The organism is Ruminococcus sp. AF17-12 (assembly GCF_003479245.1).
Taxonomy (GTDB): Bacteria; Bacillota; Clostridia; order Lachnospirales; family Lachnospiraceae; genus Blautia_A; species Blautia_A fusiformis.
In genome coordinates this window covers 91,782-111,153 of record NZ_QUGY01000011.1, presented here as the reverse complement: position 1 = coordinate 111,153, position 19,372 = coordinate 91,782, and the positions used below count along the sequence as shown (strand labels likewise).

Below are 19,372 nucleotides of genomic sequence, written 5' to 3'. Positions count from 1 at the left end.
GGATTCGACACTGGTTTCTCAGCGGGTATGTCTGTCACCCTATTTTTCATAAGCTGACAGACCCTGCATCCGTGCAACGCCAGATTTTTTTACAGCTGTACCAGAGAGTAAATATATTCCAATGGAAGCAGCATCAGATCACGGATTTCCCGTTCTTCCTCTTCTTTATTTCCGGAATTTACCGGCAATTCGATCCGGAAAGCCGGCTGGCGGATCATTTCTCCGTAATACTGTTCCGGCCTGCCTGTGCTCCTTCGCCCGTTCTGCGCTTCTCGTTCTATTGCAAGCTGCTCCAGCTTTCCCCTGGTACATTTTTTCAGGTGGCGTGCAAGACGGTAGCATCTCTGACCAGTGGAAAAATTCTGATCCCGCCGATAATAAACCACCTTTTTTCCATATCCGCAGAAAACCAGCAGGCCACGTCCTCCGTATTCCTGAAAGATCCGGATCAGTGCACGTGTCTCATTTTCACTGGCAGGCTGCTGATGAATCTTTTTTCTGCTGCAAAAGGTGGTGGGAAAATTCCTTGCAGTATCCATTCCTCTTGCATTCCCCTCGAATTCATCGCAGGGAACATCCTGCATTTTCAGCATCTGACGGAAAATGGGATTTCGCACAGTATTGTAGCCCTTCCGGCAGATCTCATATCCATCCGGATTGACCACCGGTATGATACAAAGCCTGGTCTGATCCAGGAGCTTTTTTACCTCATAAAGCTCGTCCACGGTCCAGTTGCATTCATATATTCTGCAAAGCTCCAGTGCCATCCTGGTAAGCCTGTCCGTCATCTGTCCATCCGTTCCGGAAAAACCGGCCACACAGAAAATACAGGCATCTCCCTGTCCGATCTCCAGCATAGGGATCATCCGGTCATCGTGGCTTTTTCCGATCACCCGAAACTGCGTAAAGCTGCTGTAACGCCTGGCTGCCTCCCACAGTGAATAATAAATTGCTTCGTAGGTTTTATCCTGTACTGTATCCATGATGTTCCCTTCCTTCCGTCTTTATACATGTTCATTATTATGTATATTATGCGAAAGGGCATAAAAAAAGAACCGGTTTAACACCGATTCCTTTTGTTTACAAAATAATTTAGGATACCGCCGCCGATGATGATCACCAGCGCAACTGCAACCACTCTTTTCGCTGCCTCCTGAGGAAGCTGGCCCTTGGAGCCAATGGAAGCCTCATAAAAGGTCAGCGTATAATCGATCTCATGCGGGGCGCCCATGGCCAGTGTATCTGCGATCACTTCCATCTTATCATCCAGGGCAGTTACCGGGACAGTAAAAACAGAATTTCTGCCTTCCTCGCTCTCGTTGAGATATTTTTCCCCATCTACGATCATATAATCATAGTTGGAGCTGCTCCACTGGAGCCGTGCATACATCTTCCCATCCTTTACCAGCATCAATGTGGGGGAAGAAACACTGGCCTTTCCGCTTCCGCCTTCCAGCTCCACCTGTATGGAATATTCTCCGTCCTCCAGATCTGTCTTCACTGCGTTCTCTCCACCTGCAGCCAGAACCTGTATCGGGCATAGCAGCAGCATAGTCAGAAGAAGCAGCATTATTGTTCTCATCCTGTGTTTCATGGTTTTCTCTCCGTTTTTTGTTTTTTCTTCGTATCACTATAGCACAATGCCCCTTTTCTGTAAAGAACATCTCAGAATTGTTGAAATGTCTCTTCTTTTCCAGTATAATAGAGTGAAATTTGCATACAAACGAAAGGAAATGAACAGAGATGATCGAAACAAAAAATCTCACAAAAAAATTCGACAGTTTTACTGCTGTGGATTCTCTGGATCTTCGCATAGAAACCGGCGAATTTTTCGGTCTGCTGGGACCCAACGGTGCCGGAAAGACCACCACGATCAGTCTGCTTTCCACTCTGCTTCTGCCCACAGAGGGCGAAATCCTCATTGATGGGCAGACACTTGGACGCAACCGACCGGATCTGAAGCGCAAGATCAGCGTGATCACGCAGGAATATTCCATGCGCCAGGATATGAACATGGACGAGATCATGGAATATCAGGGCCGTCTTTATTTCATGCCACGAAAAGAGATCAAACGGAAAACTGAAGAGCTTCTGGATTTCTGTGGACTTCTTCCCTTCCGCAAGCGGACTGTAAGGAAGCTTTCCGGTGGTATGAAACGAAAGCTTATGGTATGCCGGGCACTTCTCACAAGTCCGGAGATCCTTCTTCTGGACGAGCCCACTGCAGGCATGGACGCGCTATCCAGACGACAGATGTGGAATCTTCTCCGTCAGCTGAACGGAAAAAATCTGACCATTCTTCTGACAACCCACTATATGGAAGAGGCACAGTCTCTCTGCAACCGGGTAGCACTTATGGATCACGGAAAGCTGGAGGAGATCAATACTCCATCGGGCCTGATCGACGGCCTGGGCAAATACACCGTAGATCAGGAAACACCGGAAGGGGCAAAAAGCCACTACTTCCACAGTCGGGAAGAGGCCATCTCTTTTCTGTCCTCTCTGGATGGACAGTGCACCCTTCGTGAGACAACTCTGGAGGATGTTTTTGTGGAGCGCGCAGGCAGGCATCTGATGCAGCGATAAGCCGGCGTCAGCCACAGTTATCTTATAATTTAACAGAATGGACGATGAATTATCATGGGAATACTTACTATTTTATGGGAAAAATGGGTGGAGTTCCGAAGGGATTTCTATAAGATCACGCTGGCGGCCATGATCGCGCCGCTGATGTATCTGATCGTTTTTGGAATGGGGATCCAGACCTCCTCACACGGAGAGCCTTATCTGAATTTCCTGATCCCGGGTGTGGTTTCACTGACTACAATGAACGGAAGCTTTAATGCTATTGCACAGAATCTGAATGTGCAGCGTCTTTATGAGAAAGCCTTTGACCAGGTTATGATATCTCCGACACCACTGTGGCAGTTTATTGCCGGACAGATCATCGGAGGCAGTCTCCGCGGGCTTTATGCAGGAGGGATCATCCTTCTTCTAACTATGCCGATCGGAACCGGTCTTGTGTTCAACGGATGGTCATTGCTGGTGATGTTCCTCAACGGTGCTGTATTTTCAGCCATCGGTGTTGTGGTTTCTTTCCTTGCCAAAAACCATGCGGATGTACCTCGTTTTTCCAATTATATCATTATGCCAATGGCTTTTTTGTGCAACACCTTCTTCTCTACAGAGAAGATCCCGGGCTTTCTTGGGAATTTTGTAGCTGCTCTTCCACTGTCACAGACCAGTCATCTGATCCGTACCATTGCTTCCGGCGGTGGAGTCAATTACCTCAGTGTCCTGATCCTGACAGTCTATCTAATTGCATTCAGCATTGCAGCTTCCTGGTTTATCTATAAGAAAAAAAATCTGTAAATTTATCCTTACAAAAAAATCACCGGCTTTCCTGTTCTTTCGGAAAACCGGTGATTTTTTTATTTGTTATGCTATTTTGGCTATTGTGCGTTTAGATGTCCTTTTTTCTTCTTCTCACGATCACATATCCACCTGCAAGAAGGGATGCCACTGCCAGTGCAGACATGGTTCCGATCGGTGAGTTATCGGCTGTTGATACTGCATTCTTAGATCTGGTTCCGTTGCCTCCATTGGAGGATGTTGCGGATGCCTCTCCTGTTATGGTTGCGTTCGGATCAGAGCCTGTCTGACCGCCGCCATATGAACCATCTGCTCCCGGAGTTCCGGTAGGTGTCAGTTTTGCAGATCTGAACTGCCATACTGCAGATTCAATGGTGTCTGTTTCAAACCACTGACCACCGGTGTAGATGTACTTTTTAAAGAAAATATATATGTTATATGTGGCTTCTTTATCAATTCCGTTTTTTGAAACGATTTTCCATGAATCATACTGATTCTTCTTACTAGGGTTTGACGACGTACTCCAATAAAGAGGAACCCATTTCACATCACCTTCATTCGGACTTTCATTGGTTGTTCCAGCTCCAATTACCTGGAATTCATGGGCCACATTTGGATAAAATTGAATTGGCTCTTCCAAACCGAATACCTCGCTGTCTTTTGGTTCCGGGATGTATGCATTCGGTGTGTTAGTCGGAGTTGGATCTGCAACTTTCGGTCTGGAATCTTCTTTAAATGCTATTTTCAATGGATTCGTCAAAACACCATTCTTATCTTTGATCTGGATATAAAGATCAATTGGATTGTCAGAGTCTAAATCCTCAAGACCGATATTAAATTTCTTATCAGCAGTAAACGTTGTCTGTTTTCCGGTAGATGTAAGATCTTTCGGAGTGGCGGACGTACCATTACTGTTACGAGAAACCCATTTATAATAACAGGTACCGCTCTTATTCGAAATAAGAATAACATTCGCAGATGTATGGTTAATCCATGAAAAGCCAACCCATCTGACATTTGCCGGACGCTTAGCTTCATCCAATGCAATCTTCTTTGGTGTACTTACAGTTCCATCAGTTCCTTTAATGCTCACATAAACATCAATTGCATTGTTTGCATCCAAATCTTTCAAACTGATCGTGAAATCCTTATTTTCAGAAACATTTTTCCCCTTGCTCATTTTATCAACTGTCGGAGCTTTAGAACCACGTTTTACACATTCATAATAGTACACACCTGCTTTATCAGAACGCATAGTTACAGTAGCAGATGTATGACCTTTCCATTTATAACTTACGTTGGAAATCTTCGCAGGTGTTTTAGCTGTTTCTTTTTTCAAAGTAACAGTTGCAATCTTGGTCACTGCTGTCTTTGATCCATCTTTCGCTACTACCTGCACATAGAGATCAATCGCATCACCTTTCAGGTTTTTCAGATCAATCTTGCATTTTTCATTTGCGGTGATAGCAACCTTGCTGCTCTTGGTGCTAATGGAAGGTTTATCCGCTCCCTTTGCCACCCATTTATAATAGCATGTACCACTCTTATCGGACTGGAGAACTACTTCTGCAGTTGTTGCAGTTTTACTTTCTGCACTGATTTTTTCAACCTTTGGCGCTGCCGGTTTCTGATCGCCTGCCTGTTTTACATTAACAGTCTGTTTCTCAGCTGCACCTACAAATCCGTCTTTTGTCTCTACCCAGACATAGAGATCAATGGACTTATCTGTAATGCCTGAAATATCAAAAGAAGTTTCCTGGTTTGCTTCAATTTCAACGCCAGGTGTAACAGCGGATTTATCAAATTTAGGAGCATCTGCATCTTTCTTAACATATTTATAGAAATATGTACCGGCCTTATCAGATTCGATCTTTACAGAAACTGTATTCTCTTTCTCGCTCTCCTGAGCTGTAACCCTAACAACCGGTATCTTGGAAACAAGCTTGCCTGAGGTGGTATCTACTGCATAACTCTGGTCGCCTTCATAGCTCATCGCATTAACTGCTTTTGCAAATGCAGTTGCATCTAAAGATTCAGGTTTCTGGAAAACTGTATAGTCAACTGCCGGATTCTCTACGGAATATCCAAGGTTCGAATTCTCAAATGCACCGGCAATGATGATGCTTCCAGCATTCTGATCCTGATGTCCTAATACGATATTGGATTTTACGCTCTTCTCTGCATTTGTATTTGTATAGTTCTCGATGATTTTCGGTTCGTCTGCTGCAGCATTCGTTCCCTGTTCCAGGGAAATCGTACCTGTGCTGTAAACAGCTCCGCCTGTAGATACATTATCTTTGATCTCGCCACCTGTAATGATAAGCTTACCACTGTTCTTTATTGCTGCACCGGCTGATGTGGATGAATTATTAGCAAGAGTAACACCTGTAGTCATTACAAATTTTGCATTTGCATCTACAGAAATAATAGAACCTTCTGCCTGTGTTCCATCCGCTTTGGCTCCATCGATAAGCAGTTTACCAATTGTTGTAGTGCCATCTCCATCATTCTTAGTCATGGACAAAATACTACCAGGACTTACTTTAAACATATCACCAGTTACTGTTCCACGGCTGATTGTGGTTTCACTTCCCTGCACACTAAAAATTGCAATATTCTTATTCTCAGGAACCGTAATCGGCTCTGTAAGAGCAAAAGATTCACTGAGCAGGATCTTATAGGAAGAATCATAAAGATTCTCTTTCGTATCATCAATAGAACCTGTAAAATCCGGAGCCCCATTAATCGCATTCTTAAGATCTTCTGCTGTTTTTACAACGACATTTGCTGACTCTGCAGATGTTTCCGTCTGCTCCTGCTGCGCCTCTTCTGCCTGAGCCTGAGCTGCTGCCTGAGCCTCTGCTTCCGCCTGGGCCTGAGCTGCTGCCTGAGCTTCTGCTTCCGCCTGGGCCTGAGCTGCTGCCTGAGCTTCTGCTTCCGCCTGGGCCTGAGCTGCTGCCTGGGCGTCGGCTTCACTCTGTGACTGGTCATCCACAGCCGCTCCGTCATCTGGGGTTTCTGTATTCTCGTCTGCAGTCGATGCTTCTGCCTCTGTTACCGCTCCGGTATCTTCAGCGGCAAACGCTGCGGCAGGTGCCATTCCAACAGTCATGGAACCTGCAAGCAGGACTGCAAAAAGCTGCTTTTTTTTCATTTATAAGTCCTCCTGTTATGAGTTAGTCTGTTTAAATCCAATTACAAAAAAGTATAGCACAACGCTTCAAAAAAGTAAAGCGGACCAAAGAATCCGCTTTACTGTATCTGTCTTACGGACGTACCTGTCCATTACCATAAATGATATACTTGGTGGTGGTCAGTGCAATGAGTCCCATTGGGCCTCTTGCATGGAGCTTCTGGGTGCTGATCCCGATCTCCGCACCGAATCCAAACTCATTTCCATCGGTGAATCTGGTAGAAGCGTTCACATAAACTGCCGCTGCATCTACCTCATCCAGGAATTTCTGGGCATGGGTGTAATCATTGGTAATGATAGCCTCCGAATGCTTTGTATTATATTTATTGATATGTGCAATGGCTTCCTCCACGGAATCCACTACCTTTACAGAAAGGATATAGTCAAGATATTCCGTTCCCCAGTCCTCTTCTGTTGCAGGAACTGCTCCCGGCATCAGAGCCTTTGCTGCTTCATCTGCACGGACCTCCACATGCTTCTCCTTAAGGCGTCCGGCCAGCACCGGCAGAAAATCGTCCTTCACCTTACGGTTTACAAGAAGGGATTCGCATGCATTGCATACGCCCACACGCTGGGTCTTTGCATTGATCACAATATCCGCTGCCATCTGAAGATCTGCAGTCTCGTCCACATAGATATGACAGTTTCCGGTTCCGGTCTCGATGACAGGGATCGTACTCTGGTTTACCACTGCTTTGATCAGTCCTCTTCCGCCACGTGGGATCAGTACATCCACATACCGGTTCAGCTTCATAAATTCCGCAGCCGTTTCTCTGGAGGTATCCTGGATCAGCTGGATAGCATCCTCGATAATGCCGCAGGCCTTCAATGCCTCACGGATACAGTTGACAATGGCAGTATTGGAATGAATTGCGTCGCTTCCACCCTTCAGGATCACGACATTTCCGGTTTTGAAGCAGAGACCGAATGCATCTGAGGTAACATTGGGACGCGCTTCGTAAATGATGCCGATCACACCTAAGGGAACACGTTTCTGTCCGATCAGAAGTCCGTTGGGACGTTTTTTCATACCGGTAACTTCCCCGATGGGATCTTCAAGACCGGTAAGCTGACGAAGTCCGTCTGCCATTCCTTCGATCCTCTCCGGTGTCAGCATCAGACGGTCGATCAGTCCTTCCGGCATCTGATTCATTTTACCGTTTTCCACATCCAGGGCATTGGCCTTCAGGATCTCATCGGTATGAGTGACAAGAGCCTTTGCCACAGCTTCCAGGGTTTTATTTTTGTCATTTGTGGAAAGATTTCGAAGGACTGTCTCCGCATCTTTCGCATTCTGTCCCAGTTTTTCAAGCATTTCATTCATTTCCAAATATTCCTGCCTTTCTTTCTGTCTTTACAGCAATATCTTATTGTGTATCGCGGTATATATTCTCTTCCGTCACAATGACCTGCGGACGGATATCCGTAGGCTCTGTGGGAACCTCCGGAAGGATCTGGAAGGAAAATCCTACTGCAACGCGGCAGACCTCCGGATGTTTTTCCAGAAAACGGTCATAAAAACCGCCGCCATAGCCTACCCGGTTGCAATTTATGTCAAAAGCCACCCCGGGCATGACCATCATGGCTTCTTCCCAGGAAACCGTTTCTCCGTCTTCCTTTGGCTCAGGGATCCCGAAGTAGCCGGATTCCAGCTGACTGAAATCGGTCAGTCTGTAAAATACCATATCCTTTCCGAAAACCTTTGGCACTGCCACTTCCTTGCCGTCTTTCCAGGCTTGCTCGATGATATAGCGTGTGATCACTTCATGGTTATAATCTGCATATGCCATGATCCGTTCTGCATTCCGGTATTCCGGAAGCTGTGTCAGGGCCTCTGTGATCCGGAGACTGTTTTCCCGGATCCAGGCATCGGTATGTTCTTTTCTAGCTTTGAAGATCTTTTTTCTAATTTCCTTTTTTTCTTCCATATTTTTCTCCAAGATTGGTGATGCTGCCATCCTTTTCTTTGATATCGATATTATTCAGACGCGCACGGAGATTTCCTTTCACTGCATCCAGATATTCTCTCCGAAGCTTCGCCTGTTCCACCTTTTCTTCCTCGGTAAGACCTACACTTTTCTGTTTATGTGCCAGTGCGTTGATCCTGTCGATCTTGATATTGTCCATCATAATGTCATTCTCCTTAAAGCAGTTTTTCGATATAATCAATGAGGAAGAATTCTTCCTTCTTGTTTCCTACAAATAATGTTCCGCAGCTCCTGCCTTCCACGATCCTGTGGATGTTGTGGAAGTCGTTTCCGTTAGCAATGACCATATCCGCTCCTGCCGCAGTTGCGATGATCGCAGCGGTAAGCTTGGTTGCCATTCCACCGGTGCCTACATTGCTTCCTGTGGAGGATTTGCCAAGCTTACGCATATTGTCATCCATGTTTTCTACAATGTCGATAAACTGTGCATCCGGATTGGAATTGGGATCGTCTGTAAAAAGACCGTCAATATCGGACATGAGGATCAGAAGATCCGCATCGATCAGTGCAGCAACCACAGAGGAAAGGGTATCGTTGTCTCCGAATTTTACCAGGTTCTGGAATTCATAGGAGGATACCGAGTCGTTCTCATTTACAATGGGGATCACCTTTTCTGCCAGAAGCTGCTGGAAGGTATTCTGGGCATTCCTGCGATTGGTATTGTTGACCATGGTATTCTTGGTCATCAGGATCTGTGCCACCATCTGATTGTATTCCCCGAAAAGCTTCTGATAAATGGTCATCAGCCTGGCCTGTCCCACAGCTGCACAGGCCTGCTTTTTCTCAAGCTCTGCCGGCTTTCCCTTCATACCCAGTGCAGCTGCACCTACCGCAATGGCTCCGGAGGATACCAGCACTACGTCTTTCCCCTGATTGTGAAGGTCGCTGAGCTCTCTGGCCAGGATCTCCAGCTTACGGAAATCCAGTCTTCCTGTTTCTGCGTGGATCAGTGATGATGATCCGATCTTGATAACGATGCGTTTCTTGTCTTTCAGTCGTTCCCTGTAATTTGCGTTCATGTTTTTTGTTTCTCCTGATACCTGTATATTAGTCTTACTGATAAGTAACGGAATCAATCCTGTCATTTTGTACGATCTCCACCCAGGTAGTACCCGGATTCAGGCGGATCTCCTGTTCATTTCCGTCGTAATAATGCGTGATCCCCCATGGAGAATCCTTCTCCCAGCGGATATCAATAGCTTTGCCTCTGGTAATAAACTTGCCCTCTCCGCCGGAAATGGCATCAATATTCAGATAGCCGTTTCCATCGTAGGCCGGGCAGGATGAATACTGAAGGATGATATTGTCGCAGGTAAGCGGTTCATTATCCAACTGATCCACATGTTCCTTGCCAAACTGGAATCTCTTATATTCCTTTGTCTCTTCATCGTATTCATACCACGGATGATTGTCAGTAAAATTATCCAGCTTCACAAGGCTGGCTATGATCCCATCCGGTACAGTCTCTGTACCATCTTCTGCAAAAAGATAATGTCCGGTATATTCTTCTTTATATTCCTGGCTGTATCCCATGGCATCTATGCCTGCCTGAAGGTGACTGGCATCTGTGTAGGCATTGTGAGGTGCCTTCCTGTCTGTTGTGCGGAAAAAAGCCAGCTTGCCGATCTGGATCCCGTTGAGGTTATCGATCACATGCTGCTCCAGATAAGGCAGTGCATAGGCAGCCTGTCCGTAGTGGGCATAGATCGCATTAAATTCGTTGGCATAAAAGAGATAATAGTCACGGCAGCTGCGAACGGAACCGATCCGTTCCAGCTCATCGTAATCTTCGAGAATGCCCATAAGACGGGTAATATTACCTTCCACCGGCGCTTCGTAGACAACACCGGCATGTCCGATACCACTCTGGGGAGCTCCGACACTGTTGTTGCCCATCATCACGGCAACCGGTCTTCTCCGTCCAATGCTCTCCGGAACATTTTCGCCGGTAAGATAGCTCTTTACCTGAGTTTCTTCCTGCTTTTCCTCATTGGGGACAAAGCCTACCAGATCCTGCCCTGCTCCAAAAGCGGGAACAGTCTGGGCAATGCAGATGCATGCAGCTGTGATACCTGCCAGGATACCTGTCTTTTTCATTCTCATATATTACCTCCTTTTCTTAAAGCGGAAGAGTTTTCCGCTTAGCTTTTCCGTGGGACAGCCCGCAGTCATTCCGGAGCTAGCGGTTGATCCCCAGCGCCTTCAGTGCCGCTGCCTGCTTGGCTTCCATGACCTTTGCCTCATCCTCTGTCATATGATCATAGCCCAGAAGATGCAGCATACTGTGTGCCACCAGGAAACAGAATTCCCTTGTCACACTATGTCCGTATTCCTCTGCCTGGGCAAAAACCTTAGGCACGGAGATCATGATATCTCCAAGAAGGAGTTCATCACTGTCCAGATCAAAATAGGACTCATCCTCTTCCACAACGGAATAATCCGCCGGTGTCTCAAAGGGGATCATAGGAAATGACAGCACATCCGTAGGAGCCTGGATATTCCGGAATTCCGTATTTACCCTCTTGATCTCCTCGTTGTCTGTCAGGACAAGATTGACCTGTCCGTCATAGGGACATTTTTCCATTTCAAGAACCTTGTCCGCAACCTGGGATGCAAGGGCAGCATAGTCAATGCCCAGCTCCTGATCTGTCTCATATTCGATATTTATGGTCATCTTCTGTACTCCTTATTTTTTACAGCATACCTGTCATCCTTCCTGGATTTGGCAGGCTTCTGTTTTTTTTCATAATCGTCATAGGCCTGTACGATCTGCTGTACAAGTGGATGACGTACAACATCCTTGCTGGTCAGCTGACAGAATCCGATGTCATCGATCTTCTTCAGCACCTTCATCGCTACATCCAGACCAGACGTGGCATCCCTGGGAAGGTCCTTCTGGGATGCATCTCCTGTGATGATCACCTTGGAACCGAAGCCGATCCTGGTCAGGAACATCTTCATCTGGGCAGGTGTGGTATTCTGCGCCTCATCCAGGATGATGAAGGCATTATCCAGTGTACGTCCTCTCATATAGGCAAGAGGGGCAACCTCGATGAGCCCCTTCTCCATGTTTTTGGCAAAGCTGTCTGCGCCCATGATCTGATACAATGCATCATAAAGAGGACGCAGATAGGGATCGACCTTGCTCTGGAGATCGCCAGGAAGGAATCCCAGCTTCTCGCCTGCCTCAATGGCCGGTCTGGTAAGAATGATCCTGGAAACCTCCTCATTGCGAAAAGCAGTTACTGCCATAGCCATGGCAAGATAGGTTTTGCCGGTTCCGGCAGGTCCCACGCCGAACACGATCATCTTCTTACGGATCTGTTCCACATAGTCCTTCTGTCCGAGAGTCTTGGGCTTGATGGGTCTGCCCTGTATGGTATTACAGATAAAATCCTTGTCGATCTCCTCCATCACGGAGCCGATCTTCTCCATGGCAAGGGAAAGTGCGTAATTCACATTCTGCTGTGTGATGGTATTGCCTCTGCCCGCAAGTGTATTCAGTTCCTCCACGATCGCCCTGGCCTGTGTGGCTCCCTCCTGGCTTCCCAGGATCTTAAGAGAACCGTCACGGAAGATCATTGTTACGTTCAGAGTACGTTCGATCAGCTTCAGATGCTCGTCAAACTGTCCGAAAATATTCGCCTGGCGGTCTGCCGGCACATCCACATATAATTCGATAATGCTGCTAGCCATCCTCTGGTGTCCTTTCTTTTGGCTGCGTCTTTTTTTCTGTGGGGGCTTCTCTTCCGGTCCGTTCAATGACGGTAAGAGTGCCTCTGCTGACGCAGTCCTGGTGATTTATTTCTATTTTAACATTATTTTCAGATATTTGAACCCCTTTTTCTATTAATTTTTCTTCATAGGCATAAAGCCTTTGTATGGCCTGTTTTTTTGCGACATCCTCTGTCAGCTGCTCTTTCTGTACTTCGTACTTTCCAATCGCAGCGATCCACAGGGTAACAGGAGAACGAAAAATCCCGATACTGAAAAGAGGTTCCCGGCTGACGAGGCGTTCCTCATTTTGTTTCAGAGGAGAGGAAAAGTCCAGAAACCAGTTTCCCAGCTGAAAAAAAAGCCTTGTTTTCTTTTTATCGGACCATACCTTTTTCTCTATGTCCAACGGAAAGGTATCGTAATAGGCAATGGTATGTCGGATGTAAATATCCGCATCTGCCTGAACATATGCATAGCGGATGACCTCCTGGCTGTCATCGGTGATGTCCACGATCCCGGAAACCAGTTCCTGGCCTTTTTTTATTTCATCCCCGGCCCTGACAAGAGGAGTTCCCTGCCGTGTGACCATGGAATCGATCACACCGTCCAGAGTTGAAAAAAGACTGCAGGATTTTTCTTCCGGCTCTGCTTTTTCTCCGGCAGTTCCCTCCCGGATCTCAAAACGCAGGCCCGTTCCCGAAAATCCGGCAGACACCCAGGTGATCTCCGGAAATTCTCTTCGCAGGGAAGCTGCAAGTGCACTGCAGCTGATCTTTTTTCTGGATACTCCGAAACAGACCCCCTGCTCTTTCAGAAAGCTCATCAGCTGGGGTGTGGGATTTAAAATATTTCCCCGAATTTCAACGTTCCACACTCTGCCTGACAGAAAAAAAAGGAGGCAGCAAACTGCCAGAAACCCTGCGGGGATCATTTTTCTTCTTTTACAGAAAAGCAGAAAAAACAAAGGTCCTCTTTTTTTCAGGATGTGGATATGTACCCCTGTTTTTCTCCGCAGTGGCGAGAGCTGCAGAAAATCCGCTACCTTCATGGTGAGCTGAAGCTCCGTCTCACCGGTGCGGATGATCCTTTTCAGATCCATTTCCCTGCCTCTGCAAAGGTTCACGAACCGCTGACACTGCTGTCCCTTAACAGAAACCCGCACAAAACCTGGGACCATTACTTATTTCCCTCCTCCAGCGTAATGCTTTCGATCTGCCCGCGGATACATAGTTCAAGGGTTGTGTAGCAGGGGATCACAAGGTTTTTCCCACGGATCACAAGTCTGCCGGAAGGTGTCAGTATCAGGATCTCCTCCCTTGTATAGCTCTGGATATTCCGGTAATTTTCGATCACTGCCCGGCGTTTTCCCGTAAGTATCACCTGCACCTCCCGAAATGCCGGTTCCCCGGGAAACTCCAGAAAAGCTGACATTTTTCTCATTAAAAAAATCCTCCGGCTTTTATCATTAATTTATGCCGGAGGATTTCTTCTTATGTATCTTTCGCTGTATCTGCTTTTTGTCTTTTATCTGCGGATCAGCACCATGGAAAACCAGAGGATGGTATTTCCACCCAGATTATATTCCATAGCTTCCTTTTCTACGATCTCACTGACTACCACGCCATAGCTTTCCAGACATGGATGCATATGCTCCGGAAAACGGCATGGTTTTCCGTCCAGATAGGCACAGCGTTCACAGAAGTCACAGGATTCCGTGGAAAGCGTAAAGGTCTCATAGCCCTCTCCCTCCAGAAAATCACGTACCTTCTCTGTAAGCGCTTCGTGTTCCATTCTTGTGGAAAGCATCTCCTTCATGTTCATGATATCCGATACCTCCGCAACGCTGGAAAAGAAAACTGCTTTCGGATAGCTCCGGATCTTCTTTTCGCATTCTGACAGCTCTCCCACTGCCGGAGGACAGGCCCATGTGCTCCCATAACGTTCACATTCCTGTTTACAGATCGTACGCACACGTGACTGTACTTTAATATCCCCGGTATCCAGCACACGATACTCAAAAATGGGATACTGGGAAATAAACTCATCAAATTTTTCTTTTATACTGTTCATACCTTTAAGATCTCCTGTTCTCCAAAAAGGCTCATAACTGCTGCCTCATAGTCACCAAAATGCTGGGATTTTTTGATCTTTTTCAGATATCTGGCATAATTGGTAAAGCCCGGTGCCATATAACTCCACAATTCCTTCATGCGGAAAAGTACATTTCGTTCTCCCGAAAGATATCCCTGATAATCCCGGTAAAGGCGGTCATGGAACTGCCGCAGCTTTTTCCGGTATTCTTCCCGGTGATCCTCGCCGTCTTCTTTTTGCATAATGGCATCCAGAAGATAGGGCCTTGCGATCAGACCTCTTCCGTACATGACGCTGTCTGCATCCGGAAATTTCTCCCGGATTTCCTGATAAGCCTCCACTGAAAAAATATCCCCATTATATCCCAGGGGAACCTTCAGCTTTTCCCTTGCCTCCTCATACAGTCCATATCTGGGAACTCCCTTATAATGATCCTTCAGAAGGCGTGGATGGATGATCAGCTCCTTCAGCGGATATCTGCCGTAGACCTCAAGAAGCCGTTCCCAGTCTTCCTCATAATCCGTTCCCACTCTCGTTTTTATGGAGATCTCCATCCCGGTCTTTTCGAAGATCTCATCCAGAAAACGTTCCAGCTTATCCGGCTCGCCCAGGAAACCGGCACCCTTTCCCTTGGCTGTGACAGTTCCCGAGGGGCATCCCAGATTGAGATTTACTTCCCTGTGTCCGTATTCATCCCGGAAGATATGCGCTGTTTTCACAAAATCCTCCGCATTGTTGGTCAGGATCTGGGGGATCACCGGAAGATCTCCGTTGGTTTCCGGTGATACCTCTTTGATCTCCTTGCTGCTGAGACGTTTATTAGGCTTGGCAGTGATGAAGGGAGTAAAGTATTTATCCATGGGATAAAAACAGTCATGATATGCATTCCGGTAAACCCAGTTGGTTACGCCCTCCATAGGTGCCAGATAATTCTTCATTGTTTATCCTCCTTCATCCGGAAATAGATCTGCTTTCTCCCTCCGCTTCCTGTGGGGATCCTGCCTGTCTCATAATTTCCCAGAGATTTGATAAAGGGGGTCAGCTTGGAATATCCGTAATTACGCACATCAAAATCCGGAAGTCGTTTCCCAAGCTGGTCGCCCAGCTGTCCGGAGGAAAGCCATCCCTCTTCGTCAGAAAATTTCTCGATGATGGCATTAATGGCCTTGCGTACCCGCTTGAGATCTTTGTTCTTCCTGGAGCCGGAGCTGCTCTGTTTGCTGCTGTTTCCGGATTTTTTAGCTTCTGCTGCAGTAGCCAGATCTTCCTTCTTCTCTTCCTCCTGTTGGTTGCGGTAGAGAAGATCCAGATATTTAAACTGGTTGCATGCGGAAATAAACGGCTTCGGCGTCTTCTCCTCACCCATACCCAGGACCAGCATTCCGGATTCCCGGAGCCTTGCTGCCAGACGGGTGAAATCACTGTCCGAAGAAACAATACAATATCCATCCACATTTCCGGAATACAGAATATCCATGGCATCAATGATCATCGCCGAATCGGTGGCGTTTTTTCCGGTGGTATAGCTGTACTGCTGGATAGGGATGATGGAATCCTCCAGGAGGACATTTTTCCAGGAGGAAAGCCGTGCACTGGTCCAGTCTCCATAGATCCGTTTGTAGGTGGCTATGCCGATGTTTGCCACCTCGTCCACGATGATCTTGATGTATTTGTCTGATACATTATCTGCATCGATCAGTATTGCAATTCTTAATTCGTTGTCCATAAATCCAACCTTTTCTGTTTAATCTGTGCCGTCTCCGATGCGGATCAATGCTCCAGCATGATCTTGAGGATCTCTCTGTCTGTTTCCTTCATACCGTCTTTTCCGATCTGTCCCACACAGCTGATAGTCTCTGCGGTTTCTTCCTGGAGAATTCCTGTATAAGGTGCATAAGACTGCCCGTTCATGGCAAGATGATGCGCCAGGAAGGCTGCATCAAGACTGGCTGCGATCTTGGCTGCACAGGAGATCTTGGCCCCATCACAGATGATTCCCGGAATATTGGCAAGAGTATTCTCAATCGTTTTTTTGATCAAGGAAATATCTCCGCCTACCATATAGGTAATGGCAGCTCCGGCTGCACAGGAGGCCGATACCGCACCGCAGAAGGCAGACAGCTTCCCTATATATTGCTTCTGATAAACTGTGAGGAGATTGGAAAACACCAGAGCCCTGTAGAGGCTGTAATCCGGCAACTCCATCTCTCTTGCATAGACGATCAGCGGAACAGAGCATGCAATTCCCTGATTTCCGCTTCCGGAGTTGATGACAACCGGCATATCACAGCCACCCATACGTGCCTCAGAAGCCGCTGCAGTAAGACTTCTCATTCTGGTGAGCATATCGTGAGAATAATTTTCACGGATCACGCGCCCGATACCCAGGCCGTATTTTCCGGTCATTCCCTCATGAGCAATGGCCATGTTGCTTCTGATCTGCGCATCCAGAAGCTCCTTTACATCGGAAAGCTCTACGGTATCTGCAAATTCCCGAATATCCTCCAGATTTAACAGGCCGCGGTCCGTCTCTTCCTTTTCTTCCACTGCTTTATCTGCATCAAGGAGGATCTCTCCGTTTTTGCTGATCCTGGTCACGTTGATATGGTCGTATTTGATCTCCAGGCTGACGGCATCTTCACCGGCATACATTTCGATGATAATGTGAAGGACTACCGGCGTGTCCAGAAGCTCCACCTTACAGATATCTGCCTCCAGAAGTTCCCGGCAGCGTGCCCTGCCCTTTTCATCGACTTTGGAAAGAACTTCCATATTCAGTGAGGCATCTCCTGCCACCGCCCCAAGGATCACACCTGCAGGAATCCCCTTTAAGCCTCCTGAATTGGGAATGATCACACAACGCACATTTTTGATGATATTTCCGGAACATTTTGCTACGATACGCTCCGGCTCTTTCCCAAGGATCTCTCTTGCTCTTGCCGCACCATAGGCCAGAGCGATCGGTTCTGTGCATCCCATAGCCGGGATCATCTCCTCACGGAGGATCGCCAGATAGTTTTTATATATATTTTTGTCCACTTTTTTATTTACCTTCCCGTATTTTATGATTATTTCTTTTCCTGATATTTATGACATGCTACCATATGTCCCTGCTCCACCTGACGAAGTGCCGGGGTTTCCTGTCTGCAGCGTTCCTCACACCACGGACAGCGGTTATGGAAGCGACAGCCCCCGATAGATCTGGACTGTACCCCAGTATCCGTAACGATCTGATCCAGAGTTTTGACTCTCGGGTCCGGAACCGGAATCGAGGAGATCAGCATTTTTGTATAAGGATGCAGCGGATTGGAATAGAGCTTATCTGCATCTGCGATCTCCATGAGATTTCCAAGATAAAGCACCCCGATCTCATCACAGATCTTCTGGACCACCTGCAGCTGATGGCTGATGAACAGATAGGTCAGCCCGTATTTTTCCTGAAGATCCTGAAGCATCTGAACGATCTGGGCCTGCAGAGAAACATCCAGCGCAGAAATGGGCTCATCGCAGACTACAAATTCCGGCTGTACGGAAAGTGCTCTTGCAATGGAAATCCTCTGACGCTGTCCGCCGGAGAACTCATGAGGATACTTCAGAAGATCCTGCTCTTTGAGACCAACCACGCGGATCAGTTCTTTTGCACGCTCTTTACGTTCTTTCTGCGTGTACATTTTATGGATCGCCATAGGCTCACAGATGATATCCTGCACTGTATGGCTTGGGTCCAGAGAGGAATAGGGATCCTGAAAAACGGACTGCATTTTTTTGCGGTATGGAAGCAGTTCTTTTTCCCCCATGGCTCCGATCTCTGTTCCTTCATAAAAAATCTCACCGCCTGTGGGTTTATGATAACGTAGGATTGCCTTTCCGATGGTAGATTTTCCACTTCCGGATTCTCCTACCAGACCGAAGGTTTTCCCCTTTTCAATCGAAAAGCTTACCTGATCCACAGCCTTCAGTATGCCCGGCTTAAAGGACAGAAGCTTCGGAGATTTCTGTTTAAAATATACTTTCAGATCTTTTACTTCAATTAAGGGCTTGCTCATCTCTTCTCCTCCCTTCTGTGACAGAATATCCTGTGTCCCTCTGAAGCCTCATAATATTTCGGAAGACAGGCTTCACAGGTTTTGTCCGCATATTTACAGCGATTCAGGAAGGGACACAGATCACCGTTTCCGTCCGAAAGATCTCTCTCCAGAAACTGTTCAAAGGTACCTCCCACCCGCGGCATGCTTGCGATCAGTGCCTGTGTATAGGGATGTCCCGGATGAAGAAAGATCTCTTCTACAGTTCCCTCTTCCACCACGTAGCCACCACACATGACAGCTACCCGTTTACAGGTCTGCGCTACAACGCCCAGATCATGGGTGATCAGGATGATGCTCATATTGTTTTTTTTCTGAAGTTCCAGAAGCAGATGAAGGATCTGCGCCTGGATCGTAACATCCAGGGCTGTGGTGGGCTCATCTGCGATCAGAACCTTCGGATCACTGCTCATGGCCATGGCGATCATCACACGCTGGCGCATACCGCCGGAAAGCTCGTGAGGATAGCTGTTCATAGCCTTTTCCGGGTCTGTGATGCCAACGGCTGTGAGAAGCTCCAGCACCCGGGCCTTTGCTTCTTTTTTGTTCATATTGGTATGGCGCCGGATCAGCTCTACCATCTTATTGCCAACAGTGTAAACCGGATTCAGTGCGGAAAGAGAATCCTGAAAGATCATGGCGATCTCACCACCGCGGATCTCACGGAGCTCTGATTCATTTTTCTTCAGGATATCTTCTCCCCGGAACAGGATCTCACCACCCATGATCTTACAGTTGGATGGTCCGAGCCGGAGAATGGATTTGGTGGTCACGCTTTTTCCGCTTCCGGACTCTCCTACGATCCCGAAAAAATCCCCCTCACCGATGGCAAAGCCTGCACCTTTTACTGCCTGTGTCTCTCCAAGGTCTGTAAAGAAAGACACCTTCAGATCTTTTACTTCCAGTAATTTTTCCATATGTAAATG

The 19,372-nt window shown here is 47.1% G+C and carries 20 protein-coding genes; 2 read left to right on the top strand and 18 right to left on the bottom strand.

The window, feature by feature from the left end:
- Positions 1 to 89: 89 nt before the first annotated feature.
- The gene (locus DWW77_RS12760; protein ID WP_015524854.1) at positions 90 to 983 is read right to left on the bottom strand and encodes a M14 family zinc carboxypeptidase; all 894 of its coding nucleotides are present in this window, start codon (positions 981 to 983) and stop codon (positions 90 to 92) included.
- Positions 984 to 1,060: 77 nt separating this feature from the next.
- Positions 1,061 to 1,594, bottom strand: coding sequence for an iron transport-associated domain protein (locus tag DWW77_RS12755; protein ID WP_021650529.1), 534 nt, complete (start codon positions 1,592 to 1,594; stop codon positions 1,061 to 1,063).
- A 149-nt stretch (positions 1,595 to 1,743) separates the two neighbouring features.
- Between DWW77_RS12755 and DWW77_RS12750 the strand changes: the two genes are divergently transcribed.
- Positions 1,744 to 2,586, top strand: coding sequence for an ABC transporter ATP-binding protein (locus tag DWW77_RS12750; RefSeq protein ID WP_021650530.1), 843 nt, complete (start codon positions 1,744 to 1,746; stop codon positions 2,584 to 2,586).
- A 54-nt stretch (positions 2,587 to 2,640) separates the two neighbouring features.
- Positions 2,641 to 3,372 (top strand): ABC transporter permease, encoded by a 732-nt coding sequence (locus DWW77_RS12745; protein WP_021650531.1) that lies wholly within the window; start codon positions 2,641 to 2,643, stop codon positions 3,370 to 3,372.
- Positions 3,373 to 3,463: 91 nt separating this feature from the next.
- Here DWW77_RS12745 and DWW77_RS18115 read toward each other — a convergent pair whose 3' ends face one another.
- The 16 genes from DWW77_RS18115 to DWW77_RS12665 form a co-directional block, all read right to left on the bottom strand.
- A complete protein-coding gene (locus DWW77_RS18115) occupies positions 3,464 to 6,526 on the bottom strand; it encodes a hypothetical protein (RefSeq protein ID WP_182431223.1) in 3,063 nt (1,020 codons plus the stop codon).
- Positions 6,527 to 6,638: 112 nt separating this feature from the next.
- Entirely contained in the window at positions 6,639 to 7,889 is a 1,251-nt protein-coding gene (locus tag DWW77_RS12735; protein ID WP_118608832.1) for a glutamate-5-semialdehyde dehydrogenase, read from the bottom strand.
- Between the two features lie 43 nt (positions 7,890 to 7,932).
- On the bottom strand, positions 7,933 to 8,493 hold the full coding sequence (locus DWW77_RS12730) for a 5-formyltetrahydrofolate cyclo-ligase (protein ID WP_114002427.1): 561 nt from the start codon (positions 8,491 to 8,493) through the stop codon (positions 7,933 to 7,935).
- Positions 8,471 to 8,695: a DUF896 domain-containing protein gene (locus DWW77_RS12725; RefSeq protein WP_502696233.1), complete on the bottom strand. Its 225-nt coding sequence runs from the start codon at positions 8,693 to 8,695 to the stop codon at positions 8,471 to 8,473. The genes DWW77_RS12730 and DWW77_RS12725 overlap by 23 nt, the downstream gene beginning before the upstream one ends.
- Before the next feature lie 13 nt (positions 8,696 to 8,708).
- Complete coding sequence (proB, locus tag DWW77_RS12720) at positions 8,709 to 9,572, bottom strand: glutamate 5-kinase (RefSeq protein WP_044960851.1); 864 nt, start codon at positions 9,570 to 9,572, stop codon at positions 8,709 to 8,711.
- A 34-nt stretch (positions 9,573 to 9,606) separates the two neighbouring features.
- Positions 9,607 to 10,656 carry a DUF3048 domain-containing protein gene (locus DWW77_RS12715; RefSeq protein WP_278654469.1) on the bottom strand — a complete coding sequence of 350 codons (1,050 nt, stop codon included), beginning with the start codon at positions 10,654 to 10,656 and terminating at the stop codon, positions 9,607 to 9,609.
- Positions 10,657 to 10,732: 76 nt separating this feature from the next.
- Entirely contained in the window at positions 10,733 to 11,227 is a 495-nt protein-coding gene (gene ybeY / locus DWW77_RS12710; protein WP_118608831.1) for an rRNA maturation RNase YbeY, read from the bottom strand.
- Positions 11,224 to 12,249 (bottom strand): PhoH family protein, encoded by a 1,026-nt coding sequence (locus DWW77_RS12705; RefSeq protein WP_022426778.1) that lies wholly within the window; start codon positions 12,247 to 12,249, stop codon positions 11,224 to 11,226. Before DWW77_RS12705 ends, ybeY begins: the two co-directional genes overlap by 4 nt.
- On the bottom strand, positions 12,242 to 13,447 hold the full coding sequence (locus DWW77_RS12700) for a sporulation protein YqfD (protein ID WP_118608830.1): 1,206 nt from the start codon (positions 13,445 to 13,447) through the stop codon (positions 12,242 to 12,244). Before DWW77_RS12700 ends, DWW77_RS12705 begins: the two co-directional genes overlap by 8 nt.
- Positions 13,447 to 13,710, bottom strand: a complete 264-nt coding sequence (locus DWW77_RS12695) for a YabP/YqfC family sporulation protein (RefSeq protein ID WP_118608829.1) — start codon at positions 13,708 to 13,710, stop codon at positions 13,447 to 13,449. Before DWW77_RS12695 ends, DWW77_RS12700 begins: the two co-directional genes overlap by 1 nt.
- 84 nt (positions 13,711 to 13,794) lie before the next feature.
- Entirely contained in the window at positions 13,795 to 14,340 is a 546-nt protein-coding gene (locus DWW77_RS12690) for a DUF2284 domain-containing protein (protein WP_015524841.1), read from the bottom strand.
- Positions 14,337 to 15,299 carry a tRNA dihydrouridine synthase gene (locus DWW77_RS12685; protein ID WP_118608828.1) on the bottom strand — a complete coding sequence of 321 codons (963 nt, stop codon included), beginning with the start codon at positions 15,297 to 15,299 and terminating at the stop codon, positions 14,337 to 14,339. The genes DWW77_RS12690 and DWW77_RS12685 overlap by 4 nt, the downstream gene beginning before the upstream one ends.
- Positions 15,296 to 16,087, bottom strand: a complete 792-nt coding sequence (locus DWW77_RS12680) for an NYN domain-containing protein (RefSeq protein WP_118368851.1) — start codon at positions 16,085 to 16,087, stop codon at positions 15,296 to 15,298. The genes DWW77_RS12685 and DWW77_RS12680 overlap by 4 nt, the downstream gene beginning before the upstream one ends.
- Positions 16,088 to 16,131: 44 nt before the next feature.
- Positions 16,132 to 17,400, bottom strand: a complete 1,269-nt coding sequence (locus tag DWW77_RS12675; RefSeq protein ID WP_330607455.1) for an L-cysteine desulfidase family protein — start codon at positions 17,398 to 17,400, stop codon at positions 16,132 to 16,134.
- Positions 17,401 to 17,429: 29 nt separating this feature from the next.
- A complete protein-coding gene (locus DWW77_RS12670) occupies positions 17,430 to 18,407 on the bottom strand; it encodes an ABC transporter ATP-binding protein (protein ID WP_118608827.1) in 978 nt (325 codons plus the stop codon).
- A complete protein-coding gene (locus DWW77_RS12665; protein ID WP_118608826.1) occupies positions 18,404 to 19,363 on the bottom strand; it encodes an ABC transporter ATP-binding protein in 960 nt (319 codons plus the stop codon). The genes DWW77_RS12670 and DWW77_RS12665 overlap by 4 nt, the downstream gene beginning before the upstream one ends.
- Positions 19,364 to 19,372 lie beyond the last annotated feature (9 nt).